Origin of the sequence: Nocardiopsis sp. CNT312, assembly GCF_000515115.1 — a bacterium.
GTDB lineage: Bacteria > Actinomycetota > Actinomycetes > Streptosporangiales > Streptosporangiaceae > Nocardiopsis.
On the sequence record NZ_AZXF01000013.1, the window covers coordinates 172,696 to 195,416 of the forward strand.

General features: G+C 70.9%; 17 protein-coding genes. 12 read left to right on the forward strand and 5 right to left on the reverse strand.

The window, feature by feature from the left end; genetic code table 11:
* The first annotated feature begins 133 nt into the window (after positions 1-133).
* Complete coding sequence (locus B042_RS0105545; protein ID WP_028647433.1) at positions 134-358, forward strand: TM2 domain-containing protein; 225 nt, start codon at positions 134-136, stop codon at positions 356-358.
* 117 nt (positions 359-475) lie between these two features.
* Positions 476-1,468 carry a glycosyltransferase family 2 protein gene (locus B042_RS0105550; RefSeq protein WP_028647434.1) on the forward strand — a complete coding sequence of 331 codons (993 nt, stop codon included), beginning with the start codon at positions 476-478 and terminating at the stop codon, positions 1,466-1,468.
* A gap of 4 nt (positions 1,469-1,472) precedes the next feature.
* On the opposite strand, the gene B042_RS0105555 is transcribed toward B042_RS0105550, so the two are convergent.
* A complete protein-coding gene (locus B042_RS0105555; protein WP_028647435.1) occupies positions 1,473-2,243 on the reverse strand; it encodes a glycerophosphodiester phosphodiesterase in 771 nt (256 codons plus the stop codon).
* Positions 2,240-2,983, reverse strand: coding sequence for a 2-C-methyl-D-erythritol 4-phosphate cytidylyltransferase (locus B042_RS0105560; RefSeq protein WP_036553962.1), 744 nt, complete (start codon positions 2,981-2,983; stop codon positions 2,240-2,242). The genes B042_RS0105555 and B042_RS0105560 overlap by 4 nt, the downstream gene beginning before the upstream one ends.
* A gap of 278 nt (positions 2,984-3,261) precedes the next feature.
* Between B042_RS0105560 and B042_RS0105565 the strand changes: the two genes are divergently transcribed.
* From B042_RS0105565 to B042_RS0105605, 9 genes are all read left to right on the forward strand, one after another.
* Complete coding sequence (locus tag B042_RS0105565; protein WP_028647437.1) at positions 3,262-4,113, forward strand: ABC transporter permease; 852 nt, start codon at positions 3,262-3,264, stop codon at positions 4,111-4,113.
* Entirely contained in the window at positions 4,113-4,994 is an 882-nt protein-coding gene (locus B042_RS0105570; protein WP_028647438.1) for an ABC transporter ATP-binding protein, read from the forward strand. Before B042_RS0105565 ends, B042_RS0105570 begins: the two co-directional genes overlap by 1 nt.
* Positions 4,995-5,428: 434 nt before the next feature.
* Positions 5,429-6,229 (forward strand): hypothetical protein, encoded by an 801-nt coding sequence (locus tag B042_RS0105575; protein WP_028647439.1) that lies wholly within the window; start codon positions 5,429-5,431, stop codon positions 6,227-6,229.
* Complete coding sequence (locus B042_RS0105580; RefSeq protein WP_028647440.1) at positions 6,226-6,942, forward strand: DUF5941 domain-containing protein; 717 nt, start codon at positions 6,226-6,228, stop codon at positions 6,940-6,942. The genes B042_RS0105575 and B042_RS0105580 overlap by 4 nt, the downstream gene beginning before the upstream one ends.
* Before the next feature lie 33 nt (positions 6,943-6,975).
* Positions 6,976-7,707 carry a sugar phosphate nucleotidyltransferase gene (locus B042_RS0105585; protein ID WP_028647441.1) on the forward strand — a complete coding sequence of 244 codons (732 nt, stop codon included), beginning with the start codon at positions 6,976-6,978 and terminating at the stop codon, positions 7,705-7,707.
* Positions 7,708-7,712: 5 nt separating this feature from the next.
* Complete coding sequence (locus B042_RS0105590; RefSeq protein ID WP_028647442.1) at positions 7,713-8,762, forward strand: iron-containing alcohol dehydrogenase family protein; 1,050 nt, start codon at positions 7,713-7,715, stop codon at positions 8,760-8,762.
* Entirely contained in the window at positions 8,740-9,510 is a 771-nt protein-coding gene (locus B042_RS0105595; RefSeq protein WP_028647443.1) for a CDP-alcohol phosphatidyltransferase family protein, read from the forward strand. Before B042_RS0105590 ends, B042_RS0105595 begins: the two co-directional genes overlap by 23 nt.
* A gap of 294 nt (positions 9,511-9,804) precedes the next feature.
* On the forward strand, positions 9,805-10,635 hold the full coding sequence (locus tag B042_RS0105600) for a glycosyltransferase (RefSeq protein ID WP_197024182.1): 831 nt from the start codon (positions 9,805-9,807) through the stop codon (positions 10,633-10,635).
* A 34-nt stretch (positions 10,636-10,669) separates the two neighbouring features.
* Entirely contained in the window at positions 10,670-10,990 is a 321-nt protein-coding gene (locus B042_RS0105605) for a DUF6247 family protein (protein ID WP_028647445.1), read from the forward strand.
* Between the two features lie 89 nt (positions 10,991-11,079).
* Here B042_RS0105605 and B042_RS0105610 read toward each other — a convergent pair whose 3' ends face one another.
* Both B042_RS0105610 and B042_RS0105615 read right to left on the reverse strand, forming a co-directional pair.
* Positions 11,080-11,436 (reverse strand): hypothetical protein, encoded by a 357-nt coding sequence (locus B042_RS0105610; protein ID WP_028647446.1) that lies wholly within the window; start codon positions 11,434-11,436, stop codon positions 11,080-11,082.
* Positions 11,437-11,802: 366 nt separating this feature from the next.
* Complete coding sequence (locus B042_RS0105615; RefSeq protein WP_028647447.1) at positions 11,803-13,359, reverse strand: FG-GAP repeat protein; 1,557 nt, start codon at positions 13,357-13,359, stop codon at positions 11,803-11,805.
* A gap of 297 nt (positions 13,360-13,656) precedes the next feature.
* Between B042_RS0105615 and B042_RS26920 the strand changes: the two genes are divergently transcribed.
* A complete protein-coding gene (locus B042_RS26920) occupies positions 13,657-21,456 on the forward strand; it encodes a DNRLRE domain-containing protein (protein ID WP_155988888.1) in 7,800 nt (2,599 codons plus the stop codon).
* Positions 21,457-21,474: 18 nt separating this feature from the next.
* On the opposite strand, the gene B042_RS0105625 is transcribed toward B042_RS26920, so the two are convergent.
* Positions 21,475-22,578 (reverse strand): ISAs1 family transposase, encoded by a 1,104-nt coding sequence (locus tag B042_RS0105625; RefSeq protein WP_231493836.1) that lies wholly within the window; start codon positions 22,576-22,578, stop codon positions 21,475-21,477.
* Positions 22,579-22,721: the final 143 nt, after the last annotated feature.

The window sequence follows — 22,721 nt, forward strand, 5'->3', positions numbered from 1 at the left end:
CCCCTCAATAACCAATGTGACCTGGCAATGGGCGGATGTATGCCCTACTCCCAGTACAGAACGGGCAGGAGCCTCCCCTGGCTCCGGCGAGTACCGCCTCCCTCGACTCCCCCCGACACCTTCGGAGTGCACGATGACCGCGCCGTCCGGTGAGGCCGCCTCCAGCAAGAACTGGCTCGCCACCGTCCTCCTCAGCTTCTTCCTCGGCGTCCACCGCTTCTACACCGGCAAGACCGGCACCGGCATCCTGATGCTCATCACCTTCGGCGGCCTCGGCCTCTGGGCGCTGATCGACTTCATCGTGATCCTCGCCGGCGCGTACGAGGACTCCGACGCCCTTCCCGTCAAGAACGGCTGAGGCCCTGCCCCGTTTCGGCCCAGCGGCCTTCCACCGGGCCGGAACGGAGGCCGCCGTGCAGTACCGTTGACCCGCGTCCCACGCATCAGCGACCCGTATCGACCTGGGGAAGTATCCGTGTCCTGGCCGCCGGTCTCCGTCGTCATGCCCGTCCTCAACGAAGAGCGCCACCTCGCCGCCGCGGTGGACCACGTCCTGTCCCAGGACTACCCCGGCGCACTGGAGGCCGTGCTCGCCGTGGGGCCCTCCACCGACCGCACCCGCGAGGTCGCCGACGGGATCGCCGCCGCCGACCCCCGCGTCACGGTCGTGGACAACCCCACCGGCAGGACCCCGGCCGGCCTCAACGCCGCCATCGCCGCCTCCCGCCACGGCATCGTCGCCCGCATCGACGGGCACGCCATGATGCCCTCCGACTACCTGCGCGTGGCCGTGGAGACCCTGGAGGAGACGGGCGCCGACAACGTCGGCGGGATCATGGCCGCCGAGGGCACCACCCCCTGGGAGAGGGCCGTGGCCGCCGCCATGACCTCCAAGGTGGGCGTGGGCAACGCGCGTTTCCACACCGGAGGCGAGGGCGGCCCGGTCGACACCGTCTACCTGGGCGTCTTCCGCCGCTCGGCCCTCGAACGCGTCGACGGCTACGACGAGGCGTTCCTGCGCGCCCAGGACTGGGAGATGAACCACCGCATCCGCACCACCGGCGGGACCGTGTGGTTCCAGCCCCGCATGCGGGTGTCCTACCGGCCGCGCCGCAACGTGCGCCTGCTGGCCAAGCAGTACTTCCACTACGGCCGCTGGCGGCGCGTGGTCGCCCGCCAGCACAAGGGCACGATCAACCTGCGCTACCTGGCCCCGCCGCTCGCCGTGGCCGGGATCGCCGCCGGCCTGCTCGGAGGGCTCTTCCTCTGGCCGCTGTTCCTGGTACCCGCCGCCTACCTGGCCCTGATCACCGCGGCGTCGGTCCCGCTGTCCCGGGGCCTGTCCGCCGCGTCCTGGCCGATGGTCCCCCTCGCCCTGGCGACCATGCACATGTCCTGGGGGGTCGGCTTCCTCACCAGCCCGCCCGGCCTCGGCGCGGACTCGCGCACCGCCGCCGTCCGCACCTGAGCGCTCACCCGCCGGGCCGCACCGCCCCCAGCGCAGCCACCGTGCCGGGCACGTCGTCCACCACCACCGCGTCCACGCCCGCACCGGCCAGCAGCGCGGCCTCCGCCGGGTCCGGACACCACGACACCACCTCCAGGCCGGCGCGGTGCGCCAGGTCCACGGCGTAGGACACCGGACGCCGCCCCGGCCGCGGCCGTTCACCGCCCAGTCCGAAGGCGCGCGCGTCGATCGCCACGACCGGGCAGCCCAGCCCGACCGCGCCCGGCACCGCGTGGTCGGCGGGGGTGCGCACGTAGGGCATCCACGCCGTCGGGACCCCCGGAGCCCCCTCCGCCACGGCCAGCAGGACACCCGGATCGAACGAGCAGACCAGCACCCGGCGGCGCCGGGCCTCCCGGCGCAGGTAGGGGAGCAGCAGCGAGACGGTCCGCCGTGCCGGGGCGTCCACGGCGTCCTCCACCACCGACTTGACGTCCACGTCCAGGCCCACCCCCTCCGGCAGCGCCGCCAGGCCCTCGTCCAGGCCGGTGATCCCGGCCCGCGCGCACTCCCCGGCGGTCAGGTCCACCACCGCTCGGCCGTCCGCCAGCCAGGCGTCGTGATAGAGCACCAGGGCGTCGTCGGCCGTGCGGCGCACGTCGATCTCCACCCAGTCCGCCCCCGCCTCGGCAGCCGCAGCGTAGGAGCGGACCGAGTTCTCCACAGCGCCGCCGACCACGCCGCGCCCCGCCCCCCGGTGGCCGATCACCTCGGTCGGGGCGAACACCGGGCTCACCGGGCCTCCCCGGCCCGCGCCCGCCGCAGCAGCGCCTCCGCGACCTCCACGTCGCCCGGGTTGGTGACCTTGATGTTGGCCTCGTCGCCCCCGACGATCCGGACCTCCTCACCGGGCAGGTACCGCAGCACCACACCGCAGTCGTCGGTGGCGACCAGGCCCGGGTCGGCCGCCGCCAGGGCGTAGGCGCGGCGGACCACGTCCAGCCGGAAGCCCTGCGGGGTCTGCATGCGCCGCAGTTCCGAGCGCGGCGGAACGTCGGCGATCACCTCACCGCCGGTACGGCCGGGTGCCACACGCACCGTCGTGTCGGTGCTGGGCACGGCCACCCCGACCGCGCCCGCCGTCCCCAGGGCCGCCACGCACGCCGAGACCGTGGCCGGCCGCAGCAGGGGGCGCGCGGCGTCGTGCAGCAGGGCCAGGTCGGTTCCGGCCGCCCCCTCCATCGCGTCCAGCGCGGCGCGCGAGGTCTCGGTCCGCGTCGCCCCGCCGGGAAGGACCGCGCGGACCTTGGTGAACCCGGCGTCGGCGACGATGTCCTCCACCCGCCCCACGTGCTCGGCGACCATGAGCACGACGATGTCGTCCACGTCGGGACAGTCCTCGAAGGCGGCGACGGAGTGGGCGATGATCGGCTGCCCCGCGAGGGGAAGCAGTTGCTTGGGGGTGGCCGCGCCCATGCGCGATCCCACCCCTCCGGCGAGGACCGCGGCGATCACGCGCGGGATCTGGGGAGCCATGCGCCGACCCTAGCGGACCGGTGGCCGGGGCCCTGGCGCGGTCCGCGGCGCCTGTCCCCGGATGGGTGGGTTCGGCCGATCCGTCACGGCGGTAATCTGTGGACGCCTGTTGTGGCGCGTCCGATCCGGAACCCGGTCCACCCGGGACCGGAGGGGCGCGGCCCGCGACATCCCCCAGGCGCTGGGTCCCGGGGCCTGGCCCGCCGGTCCGGTACGCGCAGGCGAGTACCTACACGCCCGTCCCGGGCCGAGAGCCGCCCGGACGTGAGAGACAACCCTTGGAGGTGGCGGTGGCGTCACGGACGCTGGCCGTCTGGGAGCACCGGAAGGTCGTCGGCCTCCTGGTCCGGCGCGACCTGAAGGTCAAGTACCAGCAGTCGGTTCTGGGCTACGCCTGGACGATGCTGGAACCCATGGCCATGACCCTGGTCTACTTCTTCGTCTTCGGGATCGTCCTGAACGCGAGCCGCGGCATGCCCGAGGGCGCGGCGGAGACGGGCGGCTTCCTGCTGTTTCTGGTCGCGGGCATCCTGCCGTGGACCACCTTCAGCCAGATCCTCGGCGAGGCCCCCCGGACGATGATCACGCACTCCAAGCTGATCACCACCATGAAGGTGCCCCGCGAGATCTTCCCCCTGGCGTCCGTGGGCACCAAGTTCGTCGAGTACCTGCTCACCTGGCCGATCCTGGTGCTCTTCGTCATCGTGCTGGGCGGTCGCCCCTCGGTGGAGGGACTGCTGCTCTGGCTGCCGCTGGCGGTCGTGCTCACGTTCGCCTTCGGTCTGGGCGTCACCCTGCTGCTGTCCTCGGTCAACGTGCTGCTGCGCGACGTCGAACGCCTGACGCGCATCCTCACGCGACTGCTGTTCTACGGCTCGGCGATCCTCTTCCCCGCCTCCATGGTCCTGGGCGAGGACAACTCCGTCCCGGCGTGGGCGGAGACGGTCTTCCAGCTCAACCCCCTCCTGGGCATCTTCCAGATGCACCGCGCGGTGTGGTTCGCTGGGTTCGAGGAACTCGTGCCCACCACCCTGGCGTTGACCTCAGCGGTGGTCGGTTCGCTCCTCATGCTCGTCATCGGATACTGGACGTTCCGCCGCCTGGAGATGTCCGTCCTGAAGGAGTTGTGATGGCGCAGACCAGCTACGGCACCGCCGACGGCGGTCCGGTCATCGAGGCCAAGGGCCTCGGTGTCAAGTTCGCCGTGAACCGGCGCCGCAAGCGCAGCCTGCGCGAGATGTTCATCCACGGCAGCAAGCGCGACCCCAACGCCCAGGGCAACGACTTCTGGCCGCTGCGCGACGTCTCCTTCGAGGTCGCCCGCGGCGACTGCGTCGGCATCGTCGGCAAGAACGGCACCGGCAAGTCCACGCTGCTCAAGCTCATCGCCGGGGTGCTCATCCCCGACGAGGGCGAGGTGCACGTGCGCGGCAAGGTCGCCCCGCTCCTGGAGCTGCGGGCCGGGTTCAACGACAACCTCACCGGCCGAGAGAACGTGTACCTGGTCGGCTCGCTGCACGGGATGAGCGAGAAGGAGATCGACGCGCGCTTCGACGAGATCGTCGAATTCGCCGAGATCGAGGCCAAGTTCATCGACTCCCCGGTGCGGCACTACTCCAGCGGCATGAAGGTCCGGCTCGGCTTCGCGCTGATCTCCCAGCTCGAACACCCCGTCATGCTGGTCGACGAGGTGCTGGCCGTCGGCGACAAGGCGTTCAAACGCAAGTGCTACGAGGCGATCGAGCGCATGCTGGCCAACCAGCGCACGATGGTCCTGGTCTCCCACAACGAGGGGGACCTGCGCAGGTTCTGCAACCGCGGCCTGTACATCCGGGGCGGCGAACTGGCGCTGGACACCGACATCGAGGCCGCGCTGGAGGCCTACAACGCCGACACCAAGGCCGAGATCGCCGCGCGCAAGAAGCGCGCCGAGGAGAAGAAGAAGCGCGAGGAGGCCAGGAAGCAGGCCGAGCAGGAGAAGGAGCAGGGCGACGGCGGCCAGGCCGCCTAGACTGTGTTTTTTTGAACCTCCGCCCGCCCGTCGCCCGCCACCACCCTCAACGGACGCCTGGCGGCGCGGTTGCTTCTTCTGTTCGTGCTCGGGCTCCTACGAACACGGGAACCTTCGGCCCCTACGGCGTGTTCACTCGTTCCTCGCGAACCCGCCTTCGGGACCTCCGCCAGCCCCGTGGGAGCCCGAGCCACCCCCCTGCGGTGCGGCACTGCGTTCAAAGAACAGCTCCTAGACCGCCGATGGGGCCTGGCGTCCGGGGCCGCGGGCGGTAGGTGTCGAGGTTCGCCCCACCGCGAAACCGAGCGCTCACGTCCGCCCCAGGACGAACCTCGTCCGCGTATGCCCGTACCGGGCGCTATGAGCGTGTCAGTGGTTGATTGGCTGCCCATAGTGAGAAACGGTGTCCCTCAGTACGCAGGAGAGGGCACGTCATGGCCGAGGGCACGGTGGCGCGGTCGACCGCGCGGATGTTGGAACGCAGAGGCGTCACACGGGCCGGGGCGAGCCGTGTGAGCGTGCTGGTGGCCGTCGCCGCGGCCGTCTGGTTCTCCCGGGGCGACGCCGTGGGCGCCGTCGTCGGCGCCCTGTTCCTGGCGGCCGTCCTGTTCTGCGACGCCGTCCGGTCGCGTATGCGCGCCGACCGGCGGGACGCGCTCACCATGTGGCTCGCGGCGATGCTCGCCCAACTGCGCGAGTACGTCGTCTACGCCGGGCTCGCCTTCGGCGCGGTCGCGGCCGGGATCGAGGGCGCCTGGGCCTGGGCGGCCGGAGCACTCATCGCCCTCGCCCTGCGCGACTCGTTCCTGGTGTCCCGGTCGGCCCCGCCCGCCGCCGCGCCGGCCCCCGGGTTCAACGAGGCCGCCACGGGCGCGCAGCGGCCCTCCGGCGGCCTGCTGAAGGACCTCCTGCCCGCGCCGCCCCAGGGGCCCAAGGAGAGCGACCCGGCGATCACCGGACGGCTCTTCGGCACCGGTGGCGGCAGCGGCACCGCTCCCCGGAGCGGCCCGGCACCCGAGCCCCCCGCCCGGAAGCCGCGTCCGGCCGTGCCGGGGAGCGCGCCCCCGGCCGTCCTGCGCCGCCTGCTGGCCTTCACCCAGTCCACCCGCTTCCTGGTGATCGCGGTGACCGCCACGTTCTGGGACGCACGCGCCGCGCTGCTCACCCTGACCGTCGGGTGCGCCCTCGCGGTGACCTGTGAGCTCATCGACCCGACCACCGGGGACGCCGGGTGAACCCGCCCCGAGAGCGCCTGCGGGCCAGCATCCCCGACCTGCGCGTCCTGCGTGACGACGGCCACCTCTGCACCCTGCTCGGACGGGCGGCCCCCGGCGCCGTGACGCCCCTGCTCCCCGCGCTCACCGGCCTGCTCGTGGTGGGTACGCTCCTGGCCGCGGTCAGAGGGGAGCTGGCAGGCATTACCCTGTTCGCACCGGCCGCCGCGCTGCTGCTCTCCGGTCCCTCATCGGGACACCCCCACGACGGGCGCTTCGACCGGCTCGTGCCGCTGGTCCTGCGCGCCACGGAGTACGGGTACCTGGTGGTCCTGGGACTGGCGTCCGGTGTGCCGGGTCCGCTGGTGTTCGTACTCTTGGTGGTGGTCGCCTGCCACCACCGCGACGGCGTCTGCCGTCCCGCGGTCGGTGTCGCGCGGCCCGCATGGGTGCGCCGGGCGGCGCTGGGCTGGGACGGCCGCATGCTCGTCCTCGCCGTCGGCGGAGCGTTCGGCGCGCTCACTCCCGCCTACGGTGTGCTCGCCTCGTACCTGGCGGTGCTCCTGGTGCGCGAAGCCGTGCGCTCCTGGAGCACCACGCCCGTGACCGAGGTGTGCACGACCGTCGCCCCGCCCTGCCCCGGGGACGGCGACGGCCCGGAGGAGCCCGCAGCACCCCCGCACGGGCACACAGACGGTGGCCGACCGGCCGCCGGAACGAACGGGGAGGCGTGAGGCGCCTCCCCGATGAAGGAGGAACACGCCCTCATGCTCGGAATGGTTCTCGCCGCAGGAGCCGGACGGCGTCTGCGCCCCTACACCGACACCCTGCCCAAGGCCCTGGTACCGGTGGACGGTGAGACGACCATCATGGACATCTCCCTGGGCAACCTCGCCGCCGCCGGGCTGACCGACGTCGTCGTCGTGGTCGGCTACCAGGCCCGCGCCGTCGAGGAGCGCAAGGAGGCCCTGGAGGAGCGCCACGGCGTCAGGATCACCCTCAGCTACAACGACAAGGCCGAGGAGTGGAACAACGCCTACTCCCTGTGGACCGCACGCGAGTTCTTCTCCGAGGGTGTCCTCCTCGTCAACGGCGACACGGTGCACCCCGTGAGTGTCGAGAACACGCTACTGGGAGCCAGGGGCCCGGAGCTGCTCCTCGCGGTGGACGATGTGAAAACTCTCGCCGAAGAGGAGATGAAGGTAACCCTCGACGAGGGGGGACACGTGCGCACCATCACCAAGCTCATGGACCCGGCTACCGCCGCCGGGGAGTACATCGGCGCCACCCTCATCGAGGGCTCGCTCGACGCCCGGCTCGCCGACGCCCTCAAGGCCACCTGGGAGCGCGACCCGCAGCTCTACTACGAGGACGGCTACCAGGAACTCGTCCGCCGCGGGGAGAAGGTCGCCGTGGCCCCCATCGGACGGGTCGACTGGGTCGAGGTCGACAACCACGACGACCTTGCCAAGGCCAGGGAGATCGCATGCCGCTACTAGCGAGAATGCTCGCCTCCCCCCTGGCCATCGACGTGCGCCGCGGCGCCGTCGCCTCCCTCGGGGACGTGCTCGCCGACCGGCGCATCGCCACCGAGGGGCGGATCGCCGTCGCGGTCGGCCCCGGGCAGGGCGCCAGTATCGTCGCCGACCTGGACCTGCCGCACAGCGAGGTCTTCCAGGTCGACGACGGCACCGTCGACGCCGCCACCGAGCTGGGCACGAAGCTGCGCGCGGGTGCCTACGAGGCGGTCGCCGGGATCGGCGGCGGCAAGACCATCGACGTCACCAAGTACGCCGCCACCATGGCGGGCATCCCCATGGTGGCCGTGGCCACCAACCTGGCCCACGACGGCATCGCCTCCCCGGTCAGCTCCCTGGAGCACGAGGGCGGCAAGCCCTCCATCGGGGTGACGATGCCCATCGCCGTGGTGATCGACCTCGACTACGTCCGGGCCGCCCCCGAGCGCCTGGTGCGCTCCGGTGTCGGCGACGTGGTCAGCAACATCTCCGCCATCGAGGACTGGCACCTGGCGGGCCGCCTCAAGGGGGAGCCGGTCGACGGCATGGCCGTCACGTTCGCCCGGGTCGCGGCCGAGGCGGTCCTGCACCGGCCCGACTCCATCGAGTCCGACGCCTTCCTCGGCGTGCTCGCCGAGGGGCTGGTGCTCTCGGGCATGGCGATGTCGGTGGCCGGGTCCAGCCGTCCGGCGAGCGGGGCCTGCCACGAGATCCTGCACGCCGTCACCCAGCTCTACCCCGGGGTCGGCAACCACGGCGAGCTCGCCGGGCTGGGTGCGCTGTACGCGTCCTTCCTGCGCACGCGCCGCGAGGGGTGGCCGGAGCCACGGCTGGAGGAGATCCGCGCCTGCCTCGTGCGCCACGGGCTGCCGACCCTGCCTTCCGACGCGGGGCTCAGTGACGAGGACTTCGCCCGGGCCGTCGCCCACGCACCGGGCACCCGGCCCGGCCGGTTCACCATCCTGGAACACCTGGGCCTCACCGAGGACGAGATCGCGCGGAGTGTCGCTGACTATGTCGAAACCATCGGTCGCTGACGTCCGGTCCGGTGGCCAACCCCCCGGAATCAAGGAGCGCGTCAACGAGGAGCACTGGGCCGGCCGGTACTACATGCGGGACCTCTCGCCGTACCTGAGCACGCTCTTCGTCCGCCTCGGCGTCCCCCCGAACCCGATCACCTACCTGATGATGGCCTGCGGCGTGCTGGCAGGAGCGGTCGTGGCCTTCGGCGGGCTGTGGTCGGCCGTCCTCGCCGCGCTGCTGGTCCAGCTCTACCTGCTGCTGGACTGCTCCGACGGCGAGGTGGCCCGCTACACGGGCCGCACCAGCGTGGCCGGGATCTACCTGGACCGGATCGGCCACTACGTCTCCGAGGTGGCCCTGCTCGTCGGCCTGGGCGTGCGCGCCCAGGGCGAGTGGTCGGCGGGCGGCTGGGTCGTCCTGGGGATGGCCGCGGCGCTCGGCGTCGTCCTCATCAAGGCGGAGACCGACAACGTGGTGGTGGCCCGGGCCAAGGCCGGGCTGCCCGCCGAGGTCACGGCCGAGGCGATGCGCCCGCGTTCGTCGGGCCTGAGCCTGGCCCGGCGCCTGGCCTCCGCGCTCAAGGTGCACCGGCTCATCCAGGCGGTCGAACTGTCGCTGCTCGTCGTGGTGGCGGCCGTGGCGGACGCCTTCCTGGGGGACCTGGCGGCCACCCGGGTCCTGGTGGCCGCGTGCGCCGCCGTGGGCGTGGTGATGAGCGCCGCGCACTTCGTGAGCGTGGTCGCCTCGCGCAGGCTCGAATAGCGCGAAAGTGACAATCTCGTCACCTGCGGAGCCGTGTGTCCTACCCGTCACACGGCTCCGTACACATTTGGCTTATCTTCTCATTAGTCTGTTCGTGTGAGCGTTGGCTAGAGTCAACCTCTCCGTTGTCTGTCGTCCACTGAACGGTCGCGAGCCTTGGCCACATCCCTGATTCCGTCCTCACCGGTCTCCGGCGCGCCCGCGGCGAGCGAACCCCGAGCACCCCGAGCCGAACGGAGCCGCCGCGAGGTGTCCGGTCCCACCCAGCCCACGCTGTCCTGTGTCCTGCTGACCATGGGCAACCGCCCCGCCGAACTGCGCCGGGCGATCACCAGCGTGTTCGAGCAGGAGGGGACGGACGTCGAGGTGGTCGTGGTCGGCAACGGCGCGGACCTGCCCACGCTGCCCGAGGGCGTCACCACGGTGCGCCTGGCGGAGAACGTGGGCATCCCCGAGGGGCGCAACCACGGCGTCCGGGCCACCAGGGGCGACATCGTGCTGTTCCTCGACGACGACGGCTGGTACCGGTCCCACGACCTGGCCGCCCACGTGCGGGACCGCTTCGCCGCCGACCCGTCCCTGGGCGCCCTGTCCTTCCGGATCGCCGACCCCGACGGCGGTCCCGACCAGCGCCGCCACGTGCCCCGGCTGCGGGTGGGAGACTCCCGGGTGTCGAGCCGGGTCACCACCTTCCTGGGCGGGGCGTGCGCCATCCGCCGCAGCGCCTTCGACGAGGGCGGCGGCCTGCCGGGCGAGTTCTTCTACGCCCACGAGGAGACCGACCTCGCCTGGCGGATCATGGACGCCGGGTACACGATCGAGTACGACGCCCAGGCGGTGATGTACCACCCGGCGGTCCCGCCCACCCGGCACGAGAACTTCTACCGGCTCAACGCCCGCAACCGGGTCTGGCTGGCCCGCCGCAACCTGCCGTGGCCGCTGGCCCTGGCCTACCTGGGCACCTGGGTGGGGCTGACCGTCCTGCGCGAGCGCGACCGCTCCGCGCTGCGCTCCTGGTTCGGGGGCTTCCGCGAGGGGTGGCGCGAGGACGCCGGCCGGCGCAGCCCCATCCGCTGGTCCACCGCCTGGCGCATGACCCTCGCCGGCCGCCCCCCGATCATCTGAGATCCCGGGACCACCTGTGGCCGAGGCTACCGAGGTGCCTCTCATCCCACGGCCGGACGCGAACCCGGCCGCCCTGCGTGCGGCGTTGGTGCGACTCGCCCCCTCGCGGCTGAAGGAGTTCGACCGCAGACTCGTCGAGGCCAGCACCAAGGCTCAGACCAATCAGAGCCTCGGTCCCCTGTGGCTGTTCTGTCGTTCGTGGGACCAGTTCATCGAGGTCGAGAGACACCCCGATATCGCGCGTCGACAAGCGGAGTTGTTGGCCATGGTGAACGAGGGACACCCAAATACCCGGGAAGCGGCCTCCGAGATCTCACGCATCCTGGCCCGGGCGGATACGAGGCTCGGCAGGTGAGAACGGGCCTGGTGCTTCGATCGCCTGAGGCCGGGCAGCCGCGTGCCCGGCCTCCAGATCAGAGAACGATGTCTTCCCGTACCCGCGGGTCAGTTCGTTGCGCTGTCGAGGTGGGTGACGTTGGGGCTCTTCTCCGTCGGCACGAAACGCGGCCAAGTGGAGGTGTCGCACTCCGCCGCGTGGAGCGCCGCCCGGACGTTGGCTGAGAAGAGCCGCATGGCGTCCTCCAGGCTTCCCGCGTCGACCCCCATGGTGACGGAGACCGTCCGTTTCGCCAGGCTCCCGGCCACGTCCGGGTCGACGATGCCGGGGTCGCACTCCTGGAGGTTGTCGAGTTCGTCGATGAGTCGGTCGACGAAGGCGTCGAAGGCGTCGAAGGCGTCATCGCTCTCGGGCGCGTTCCGGGCGTCGAACTCCAGATCGGCGACAAGGTGGTGTACGGTCACAGCTCCTGCTCCTCCCAGCACGTGGCTCGTCGCAACTGCCCGAGAAGGTCCTTGAGGTAGTTTGCCCCAGAGGGTGTGAGTTTAACGGTCTTGAAGTGCTTGTCAGCGCAGGGACAGTACATCTTGTAGTACTTCTTCCTCCGCTCGCCCCGCCATCGTCTGCTCTCAGCGTCCCGGAGTACTGCTTCCAACTCCTTGTTCGGGTGGCGGGGTCGAGCCATGCGCAGTCCCAGTCGATCGTATCCGTGTCACCGGTGGCGCTCCTGATAACGGCGCCGAGTACAGGTCAAGACTAGGGACGGGCCGTCGTGTGTGTAGGCGGTTCGCGGACATTCCCGGAAACGGTCCGGGCGTCCGGGCGCCACGCTACTTCGGCAGGGCGATCCCGAAGGCGTCCTCCCCGGATCCCTCTTCGAGTTCCAGGTCGGCCTGGGCATAGGCCGTCGCGGAGATCAGCGAGCCGCGTTCCACCTCCAGGAGGGTCACCGTCCCGTGGCTGTTGCCCGGAGCTCCGATGAGGGGCTCTTCGACCCCGTCGCCGTCCATATCCAGAACACCGACGGTCCAACCGAAGTGATCGGCCTCGTAGACGGTTCCCGGGACACCTGCAACGGATTGATCGATCCAGAGCGAGTCGGTCGCCGCGAGTCCGCCCTGGATGTTGCCGAAGAGGATCGTGGCGGCTCCTGCCCCGGGGTGACCCGAGAGGGCTTCACTGCGCACACCGATCACCAGGTCGTCGATTCCGTCGCCGTCGACGTCGCCCGCGGCCAGGTCGGCGGCGAAGTAGTCCTCCGTCTCGGGTCCTCCGCCGATTCCAGGAGTGTCCTGGTCGAAGAGTTCGACGTTGTCGTGGGAGAGGCCGTCGGAGCCCGCGTAGAAGACCGCCAGCCTTCCTGCGGCACCGTCCTCACCGACCTTTTGGTCGGAGACGCCGACCGCGACGTCGAGGTAGGGATCGGCGTTGAAGTTGCCGATGGCCAGGGCGCTTCCGGAGAACTCGCTGATGCCGTCGACGTGGGCGGAGTCGATGTAGTCCCCGCTGGACGGAGCGTCGGTGAAGGGACCGAACATCACATGGATTGAACCCCGATCCGAACCGCTGGGGATCTGTTCGCCGATGGTCGCCGACACCAGGTCGTCGTTGCCGTCGCCGTTGATGTCGCCGATGGCGAGCTGTTCGGCGAAACGGTCCTGGGATTCCGGGCCACCGGGAACGTTGTCCGTCGACTGGTCGAGCCAGATGGTGGATGCCATGTCGAGCCCGGATCCGGAGCCGAACACCACACGTGCCGTGCCCGCGTTCGGTTTGCTGTTGGCCGAGTCGAGAGGCTGGCCGATGGCGAGGTCGTCGTAGCCGTCGCCGTTCAGGTCACCGGTGGCCAGGGAGTAGCCGAAGATCTCGTCCTTGACCACGTCACCGGGGATCCCCGAGCTGCCCTCGTGGATGGACTGGCTGCGGTCGTTGATCAGGCCTGAGCTGCTTCCGTACTGGATGGTGACGTAGCCGGCCCCCTCGGTGCTGCCTACGGCTTCGAAGGGGGCGCTCACCACCAGGTCCGCGTACCCGTCGGCGTCGAAGTCCCCACTGGCCAGTACCTGCCCGAAACTGTCACCGGCTTCAGGGGCTCCGGAAACGTCGGCTGAGTCCTGCTTGAGGAGGTAACTGCTTCCGATCAGCCCCGAGATGCTGCCGGTGGCCACGGCCACCGATCCGGCATCGGAATGGCCGTTGAGGGTGTCTCCCGGCAGGCCGACGGCCAGGTCCGCGAAACCGTCGCCGTTGAAGTCGTAGGCGTCGGCGCGAGGGTCGCTGACGCTGGAGACGAGGGCGTAGGTGCCCGTGCCGCCCAGAACCAACAGCACTACCGCGGCTGCGAACCACTTCTGGGATGTGGGCAGCTCAGAGCCCTGGCGCTTCATCGGTCCCCTTCAGCCGAAACGGGTGGACGGCGGAACCTTAACCCTCTTGAGTCTCGCTATTATCACAAAGTTTGCTCGGAATTTTTCTAATTCATTACTTTTCACCTGTTATTAAACCTTAACTCTACTTAAGTTCATTTTGTTCTATGGTGTCCGGGTTCTGTCGGGTCGGCCTCACGCTCGCTTCACGAGGCCGTTCCGTTGCTGTTGGCCTGCGGATAAAGGAGCCTCGTGCACGCGTCGCACCGTGGCGGAATCTTGGACAAACGGATCTGGACGTCGTGGACGGCCGGTGCCGTGGCTCTCTCCTTGATGCTCAGTTCGCTGCCCCAGCCTGCCCTGGCCCAGGAGCCGACGGCTCCGGTCCTGCCGGTGGAGACCCCCGAAGGACCCGAACAACAGGGCGGGACCGCGGCCGGCCGCGAACACGAGGTTCCCGCCGAGCGGACCGACGCCACCGGGGACAACAGCATCGATGTCGGCGACCTCCCGGTCGACGGCGAAGCCCTCCCCCTGGACGACGGCGCTGCACCCTTCACGCCGGTCGAGCCCGACTTCGATCCCCAGGAACTCGCTCCGCAGGACGACACCACAGAACAGGCCCAGAGCAGCGGATTCGACCCCGACGCCAGTGTCGAGCTGACCGACCGGCGCACCCGCTGGACCAAGGAGTTCGAGAACCCCGACGGCACCACGACCACACAGGTCTACACCGACCCGGTCCACTTCCAGGACAGCGACGGCACCTGGCACGAGATCGACACGACCCTGGTCCCCGACACCGAAGCCGCAGCCGCACGCTCCCTGGACGGCGACGGCGCGGACCGCGTGGCCATGGCCGCAGAGGAGGACCGCCTCACCCTCTCCACCAACGCCGAGGACACCGAACTGGCCTCCCTCGACGTCGGTGAGGACGGTGAGCACCGGGTGGCCTTCGGCCTCGACGGCGCCTCCTCAGCGGCGGGAAGCGTGCGAGGCGACACGGTCCACTACGAGAACGTGCGCCCCGACGCCGACCTGGAGCTTCAGGCCACCCCCGGGATGGTCAAGGAGACCATCGTCCTGAACTCCCCCGACGCGCCCCGGGAGTGGACCTTCCCCCTCCAGCTCGACGGCCTGACCCCCGAACTGGACAACCAGGGCGCCGTCCTGCTCAAGGACGCCGACAGCGAACCCCAGGCGGTCATCCCCACCGGCTGGATGGAGGACTCCTCCCACGACCCGGACACGGGTGGCCCCGCCCTCTCCGGTGACGTCCACTACCGGCTGGACCACACCGACGGCCAGTGGTCCCTCACCGTCACGCTCAACGACGCCTGGCTCGATGACCCCGACCGCGCCTACCCCGTCCGGGTCGACCCGAGCGTGGCCGACGTCGACACCGACGGCGACGCCTACGTCCAGGACGACTGGCCCACCACCAACTACAGCGGCGACGACGAACTCAAGGTCGGCAGCTACAACGGCGGCGCCAGCAGGGCCATGAGCTACCTGCGCTTCAACGACGTCGTCAGCGAACTGGACAACCGCTACATCCTCAACGCCGACCTGGTGCTGTTCAACCACTGGTCGTCCTACTGCACCCCGCGCGAGGTCCGCGTCCACCAGGTCACCGAATCCTGGTCGGCGACCACCGTCACCTGGGACAACCGCCCCTCGGTCGACTCCGCCCTGGCCACGGACTCCTTCGCCCACGGAGAGACCTGCGGCGGCTCGGCGTGGGAGACCCTCGACCTGGGCAAGAACGGCGTCGACCTGGTCCAGGGCTGGGTCGACGGATCCGTGTCCAACCACGGCCTGTCCATCCGGGCCGACTTCGACTCCAGCCACACCTGGAAGCGCTTCGGCAGCCGCCAGTCCGCCAACCCGCCCTACCTGGCCATCACCCACAGTTCCTGGGGCGCCTCCTACGACGTCGACTCCCTGACCGCACCGGTGACCGGAGGCCAGGGCGGCGAGGTCACCGTCACCGTCACCAACCTCGGCGACATGGACTGGGAGCCCCAGGGCTGGAGTGAGTTCCGGCTGGGTACCCGTGTCCGCGACACCGACACCGGTGACCTGCTGGACGCCGTCGCCTTCACCCGCCTGAACGAGCGCATCACCCCCGGCGACTCGGCCACCCTCAACGCCCGTATCCCCTCACTGCCGCCGGGCGAGTACCTGCTCAACTTCGACATGCAGCGGCTGCGGGACCAGGCATGGTTCTCCGAGCAGAGCGTGCCGGTCTCCACCGTCAGCGTCGCCTCCCAGGACGTGGGGCCGCGCATCAACGACGTCTACCCCCGCCCAGGAGGGCAGGTCGGCAGCCTCACCCCCACCCTCTTCGCCGCCGGCGAGACCATCGACCACTGGCCGACCGACGCCGCCGTGGAGTACTGGTTCGAGGCCTGCGCCGACACGGGTGAAGAGCCCACCGACTGCGTCGACTCCGGCTGGCAGGACACCCGTACCTGGAGTGTGCCCGAGGACACCCTGACCTGGGGCGAGCAGTTCCAGTGGCGGGTCCGGACCCGTGAAGGGGACCAGACCAGCCCCGCCAGTCCGTACTACCCCGTGGTCACCGCCGTCGAGCAGCCCGCCATCACCCACCACCTGGGCGGGGTCGGCCTCAGCGGTGCGGGGCGCGACGTCGACCCCCTCGTGGGCAACTACACCACCACCGACACCGACGCCCACGTCTCCGCTGCCGGACCTGCCCTGTCGGTGCTCCGCACCTACAACAGCCGCGACCCGCGCACCGACACCATCTTCGGCTCCGGTTGGAGCACCCGCTTCGACATGCGGGTCGAACCCGACGGCGACGGCACCGGCAACGTCGTGGTCACCTACCCCAACGGCCAGCAGGTCCGCTTCGGACACAACCCCGACGGCACCTACGCACCGCCCTTCGGCAGCTTCGCCACCCTGACCTCCACCGCCCAGAGCGGATGGCGCCTCAGCGACAAGAACCAGACCGCCTACCTCTTCGACTCCGACGGCCGCATCACCGAGGTCACCGACTTCCGCGGCCGCACCCAGACCTTCGACTACGCCGCCGACGGCACGCTGGACAGCGCCACCAGCCCCGGCGGACGCAGCCTGCACTTCACCTGGACCGGCGGCCGCGTCAGCACCGTCACCACCGACGCCCCCGAATCCGGGGAGCAGCCGCTGGAGTGGACCTACACCTACGACGGCGACCGCCTCACCCAGGTGTGCGGCCCCGAGGACGCCGACGGCGCCTGCACCGCCTACAGCTACACCGACGGCTCCCACTACCGCACCGTCGTCCGCGACGCAGGCCCCGTGGCCTACTGGCGCCTGGGCGAGGACGAAGGCGCCGGAGAGGCCGACAGCGACCTGCTGCTGGACGGCGACCGCCACACCGGCACCTACCGTGACGTCCAGCTCGGCACCACCGGCGTCCTCCAGGGCACCCCCGAGAGCGCGGCGACCTTCAACGGGACCTCCTCCCGCGTGCAACTGCCGGACTGGCTGGTCACCGACACCCCCTACCTGACGATCGAACTGTGGTTCCGCACCACCGGGGACGGGGTGCTCTTCAGCTACCAGAACCACACCCTGGAGGAGGCGGCCTCCGGCTCCCACACCCCCGCGCTCTACGTGGGCACGGACGGCAAGCTCCGCGGCGAGTTCTGGAACGGAGCCTCCTCCCCCCTCACCTCCAGCGGCGCGGTCGACGACGGGCAGTGGCACCACGCCGCGCTGACCGCCTCCGGCGACACCCAGTCCCTCTACCTGGACGGTGTCGCCGTCGGCACCATGAACGGCCAGATCACCCAGAACGACCAGCGCTACGTCTACGTCGGCGCGGGCTACTGGAAGGACTGGCCCGCCACCACCGGCGAGGTGTCCCACTTCTCCGGCGACATCGACGAGGTCGCCGTCTACGGCCGCCCCCTGGGCGCCGGGACCATCGCCGAACACCACGCCGCGGCCACCCTCTCCCAGAAGCTGACCGAGATCACCCTTCCCAGCGGCCGCACCCGGGTGCAGTTGACCCATGACGCCGTGCACGACCGCGTCAGCACCTACACCGACTCCCACGGCGCCACCTACCAGGTCTCCGACCACACCCTCACCGGTACCCCGGCGACCCCTGAGAGCGACGACGAGGAAGCGGTCCCCGAAGACCTCACGGTCACCGTGACCGTCACCGACCCCGACGACCGCGACTCCAGCTACACCTACGACCCCCTCAACGGCCACCGCCTGCTCTCCCAGACGGACACCTCGGGCAACACCGGCCGCTTCTCCTACGACACCGGCGGCTTCCTCGCCGCCACCACCGCCCCAGACGGCACCGTCACCCGCACCGGGCGCGACGAGCGCGGCAACAAGGTCTCCCAGACCACCTGCCGCGACTCCGACGACGAGGACTCCTGCTCCACCGGCTACTACGACTACTTCCTCAACACCGACGACCCGCTGGACCCGCGCAACGACCAACTCACCGCCCAGCGCGACGCCCGCTCCAGCGGCCCCGAAGACGACACCTACCTGACCGCCTACGGCTACAACGCCTTCGGCGACCGGGTCTCCACCACGTCCCCCGCCACCAGCGCCTTCCCCGACGGCCGGGAGACCACCCAGACCTTCACCGACGGCACCGAAGCGGCCGTCGGCGGCGGCACGGTCCCCGCCGGGCTCATGGCCACCGCCACCGACGCCAAGGGCGGAGTGACCTCCTACGCCTACACCGCCGCCGGAGACCTGGCCCAGGTGGACGCCCTCAGCGGCCTGACCACCACCTACACCTACGACGCCCTGGGGCGGCAGACCGCTGGCACCGTGGTCACCGACACCTTCCCCGGCGGCGCCACCACCACCCGCACCTACGACGGCGCCTCCCGCCTGGTGACCGAGACCGGACCGGAGGTGGCCAACGCGGTCACCGGCCAGACCCACCAGGGATCGGTCGCCTACACCTACGACGCCGACGGCCGGGTCCTCACCGAGACCGCCACCGACCTCGACGGCGCCGACGCCCCCCGCACCACCACCCGCACCTACGACGACCACGGCCGACCGGCCTCGGTGACCGACGCCGAGGACCGCACCGAGACCTACACCTACGACGCCTACGGCAACCAGGCCACCCGCACCACCGCCGACGGCCAGACCTTCCGCTACTCCTACACCCCCGGCGGGGACCTGGCCGAGACCGTCCTGACCGACTACACCGGCCACCCCGACGACCCGCAGGATCCCGCCGACCTCGTCCTGGACTCCTACGCCTACGACAGCGTGGGCCGCCTGGCCGAGCACACCGACGCGATGGGCCGCACCACCGCCTACACCTACTACGACGACGGCCTCACCGCACAGGAGACCCGGGTCGGCTTCCGCGAGAGCGACGGCTCCACCCGCGACATCGTCCTGGCCTCCTACGACTACGACGCGGCGGGCCACCTCGTCAGCCAGAGCACCGGCAACGGCACCCTCACCACCACCCGCCAGGTCAACGCCGCCGGGCTGGTCACCACCACCGTCGCCGACCCCGGCGGCCTGGCCCGCACCACCGCCTACACCTACGACGCCACCGGCGCGGTCCTCACCGAGACCCGCAGCGGCGCGGGCGGGAGCCGCACCGAGAAGGTCACCTACCAGCGCGACGCCACCGGCACCTGGACCAGCCGCACCGTCGAGAACGGTGACGACGACCTCACCACCACCCGCACCGTGGACCAGCGCGGCCTGGTGCTGTCCGAGACCACCCCGGCCGGGCACACCACCGACCACACCTACGACGTGCTGGGCAACCTCACCACCACCCGCAGCCCGGCGGTCACCGTCCAGGAGTGGGACACCGCCGACGTCACCGCCCGGCCCACCACGACCCTGGGCTACAACACCTTCGGCGACCTCACCCACGAGAAGGACGAGCGCGGCAACGCCACCCACACCGCCTACGACCTGTTGGGCCGCCCGGTCACCACGACCCTGGCCGACTACACCCCCCACGGTTCGACCACCGCGCTGACCCCGACCCTGACCACCGCCTACGACGCCGCCGGGCGCGTCGCCTCCGAGACCGGCGCCCGCGGCAACACCACCACCTACGCCTACGACCAGCTCGGCAACACCGTCCGGATCACCCAGCCGCCCGCCGAAACGGGCGGGACCGCCCCGGTCACCACCCTCACCCACGACCTGCTGGGCGAACAGCTCTCGGCCACCGGCCCGACGGGTGCCCGCACCGAGGCCACCTACGACGACCTGGGCCGCCAGGTCACCCAGACCCGGATCGAACGCCACCCGACCCCGGCGGCGCACACCACCACCTACGCCTACGACGACGCCGGGAACCTCACCTCCACCACCACGCCCTCCGGCGTCACCGCCTCCACCACCCACAACCCCCTCGGCCAGCCCGTGGCCAGCACGGATGCCGCCGGACAGACCACGACCTACGGCTACGGCCCCACCGGTCTGACCACCTCCGCCACCGATCCGGCCGGAGCCACCGCACGCACCGTCCACGACCTGGCCGGTCGGCCCACGACCACCACCGTCGAGGACGATTCCGGCACGGTCCTGGCCACGACCAGCACCGACTACGACGACGACTCGCGTCCCGTGGCCACCACCGACGCCCTGGGCCACACCACCACCACCGGCTACGACCCCATCGGGCGGATCACCACCCTCACCGAACCCGTCGACGAGACCACCTCGATCACCACCACGTTCGGCTACGACGCGGCGGGCAACCGCACCCGCCTCACCGACGGGCGCGGCAACACCACCTGGTACACCTTCACCCCCCACGACCTGCTCGAATCGGTGATCGAACCGGCCACCACCGCACACCCCGCGCTGGCCGACCGCACCTGGACCACCGTCTACGACGCGGCGGGCAACCCGGTGGCCGAACACCAGCCCGGCGGCGTGGTCCAAAGCACCACCTACGACGCGCTGGGCCGCATCACCGAGGTCTCCGGAACGGGCGCCGAGGCCACCACGCGGACCGACGCCTTCGGCTACGACCTGGCCGGACGGCCCACCACCGTGGGCGGCAGCACCTACACCTACAACGACCGCGGCCAACTGCTCACCTCCGCGGGGGAGTCGGGGACCGCCTCCTTCGCCTACGACGCCGACGGCCGCCTCACCCAGCGCACCGACGCTGCGGGAACGACCAGCTTCGGCTACGACGGCGCGGGGCGCCTGTCCACCGCCGCCGAACCGCTGACCGGCACCACCCACAGCTACACCTACGACACCGGCACCGGACGCCTGGAGGCCGTCGCCTACGGCAGCGCTGGTGTGGAGCGCTCCTTCGACTACGACGCCCAGGGGCGTCTGGTCAGCGACTCCACCCTCGCGCCGGGTCCGGTCCCGACGGTGTCGGTGTCCTACGCCTACGACGACGCCGGGCGTCTGACCGGCAAGACCACAGCGGGTACGGCCGGGGCGGGCGAGCACGCCTACACCTACGACCACGCGGGCCGGCTGACCTCCTGGACCGCTCCGGACGAGACGGTCACCGACTACACCTGGGACGCTGCGGGCAACCGCACCTCGGCCGGCGGGGAGAGCGCGACCTACGACGAGCGCAACCGGCTGATCAGCGCGGCGGGGACCGACTACTCCTGGACCGCGCGCGGGACGCTGGCCCAGACCGTCGATGAGGAGGCCACGACCACGGCGTTCACCCACGACGCGCGTGGGCGGATGATCAGCGACGGCGGGGTCACCTACGTCTACGACGCGCTGAACCGCCTGATCGACCGGGGCGGCCAGAGCCTGGCCTACGCGGGCAAGGAGAACGACGCGGTCGCCATCGGCGGGGAGCTGATCGCCCGCGGCCTGGACGGCCGGCCGCTGGCCACGGCCCCCGCGGGCGGTGGCGGTGGTGTGGTCACCGTCAGCGACATGCACGGTGACGTGATCGCCGGGGTGGACCCGGTGGCCGGGACCGTGACCGGCTCGCGCACCTACACGCCGTTCGGTGAGGTGGCCGACGAGGCGGGGACGACGGGGTCGCTGGGCTTCCAGGGGGAGTACACCGACCCGGAGACCGGCCGGGTGAACATGCACGCCCGCTGGTACGACCCGGCCAGTGGTCAGGGCTGTTTCAAAGTCGGGTGAGGTCGGGATCAGCGCTGGTCACGCGAGTCCGAGAAGGTCGAGCGGGCGACTGAAAGCCTCGTAGGACACCCAACGCACCGCCTCGGGGATGCTCGTGTGCCCCAGCTCTGCCAGCAGCGGGATCACCAGGTTGCGCAGCATCGCCATGTTCTGCGGACCGTGCCCGGTCCGCACCCGCGAGGCGTCCTCGCCGAAGCTCACGTCCCGTACATGGTGTAGCGCCTCGATCCGCCAATGACCCCGCACCAGGCCCGCCAACCGGGCGGCGTCGGCCCGCTCGGCGGGCAGGCTCGTGATGACGTAGGCGTAGGTGCGCCGCACCCGCCCGGTGGCCGCCTCCTTGACCCACCGGTGCACCCGCAGCACCTGCGCCGCGTGCGGGAACGCGATCCGGGGTGCGGTGAGCACCTTGACGGTGCGCCTCTCGACCCGCCCGTGTGCGCGATCGGTCTCGGTGGACAGGGCGGGCGCCTTCGCCCATGGAAGCGCTTTGACCTGTGCGAACAAGGTCGGCTGGTTGCCTTTGACGGTGAACACGTAGTGGGCCTTGCGCTCGCTGACCAGGTGCCGGGCGGTGTCGGTCTGGGTGTGCAGCGCGTCTGCGGAGACCACGCTGCCCTCGATGTCCAACCCGTCAAGGACGTCGGCGAGCGCGGGGATCTCGCTGGTCTTGTCCGCTACCCGGATCTGGGCGGCGACGTGCCCGGCGGGGGTCATCGCGGCCAGCAGGTGCACGGCCTGGGAACGGCGGGTGCGCGAGCCGCGCACGCTCTTGCCGTCAATGATGAGCACAGCCAGGTCGGCGGCGGTGGTCATGCGGGTCAGGGCGGCAGGATCCAGGCTGGTCAGCACCCGTCGGATGGTGGCCGTCGAGGGGGCGGTGCGCACTCCGAGTCCGGGGCAGGTGGTGCGGGCTCCCAGACGGGCCAGGGTGCGTGGGGGTGCGTTGGCCGCCCATTGGCCGATCGCGGTCAGGGAGCGGGCTCCGGCCAGCACCGCGCACAGACAGACCAGGACGATACAGCCCAGGCGGTGGCGGCGGCCCCGCCGGTCGCGGGGATCGGCTTCTTCCTCGGCGGGCGCGGACAGGGCGGGGGAGGGCATGGCAGACTGGGGGTGCAACGGAGTCCTTGTGAGGCCAGGGGTGTGGAAGTTCCTGACCTTCTACCAGGGCTCCGTTGTTGTGTTCAAGGCACCTTCCTCACGCTGGAACGCTTCTGTGACCAGGAGCGATGCCATCGATCACCGACTTTGCAACACCCCTG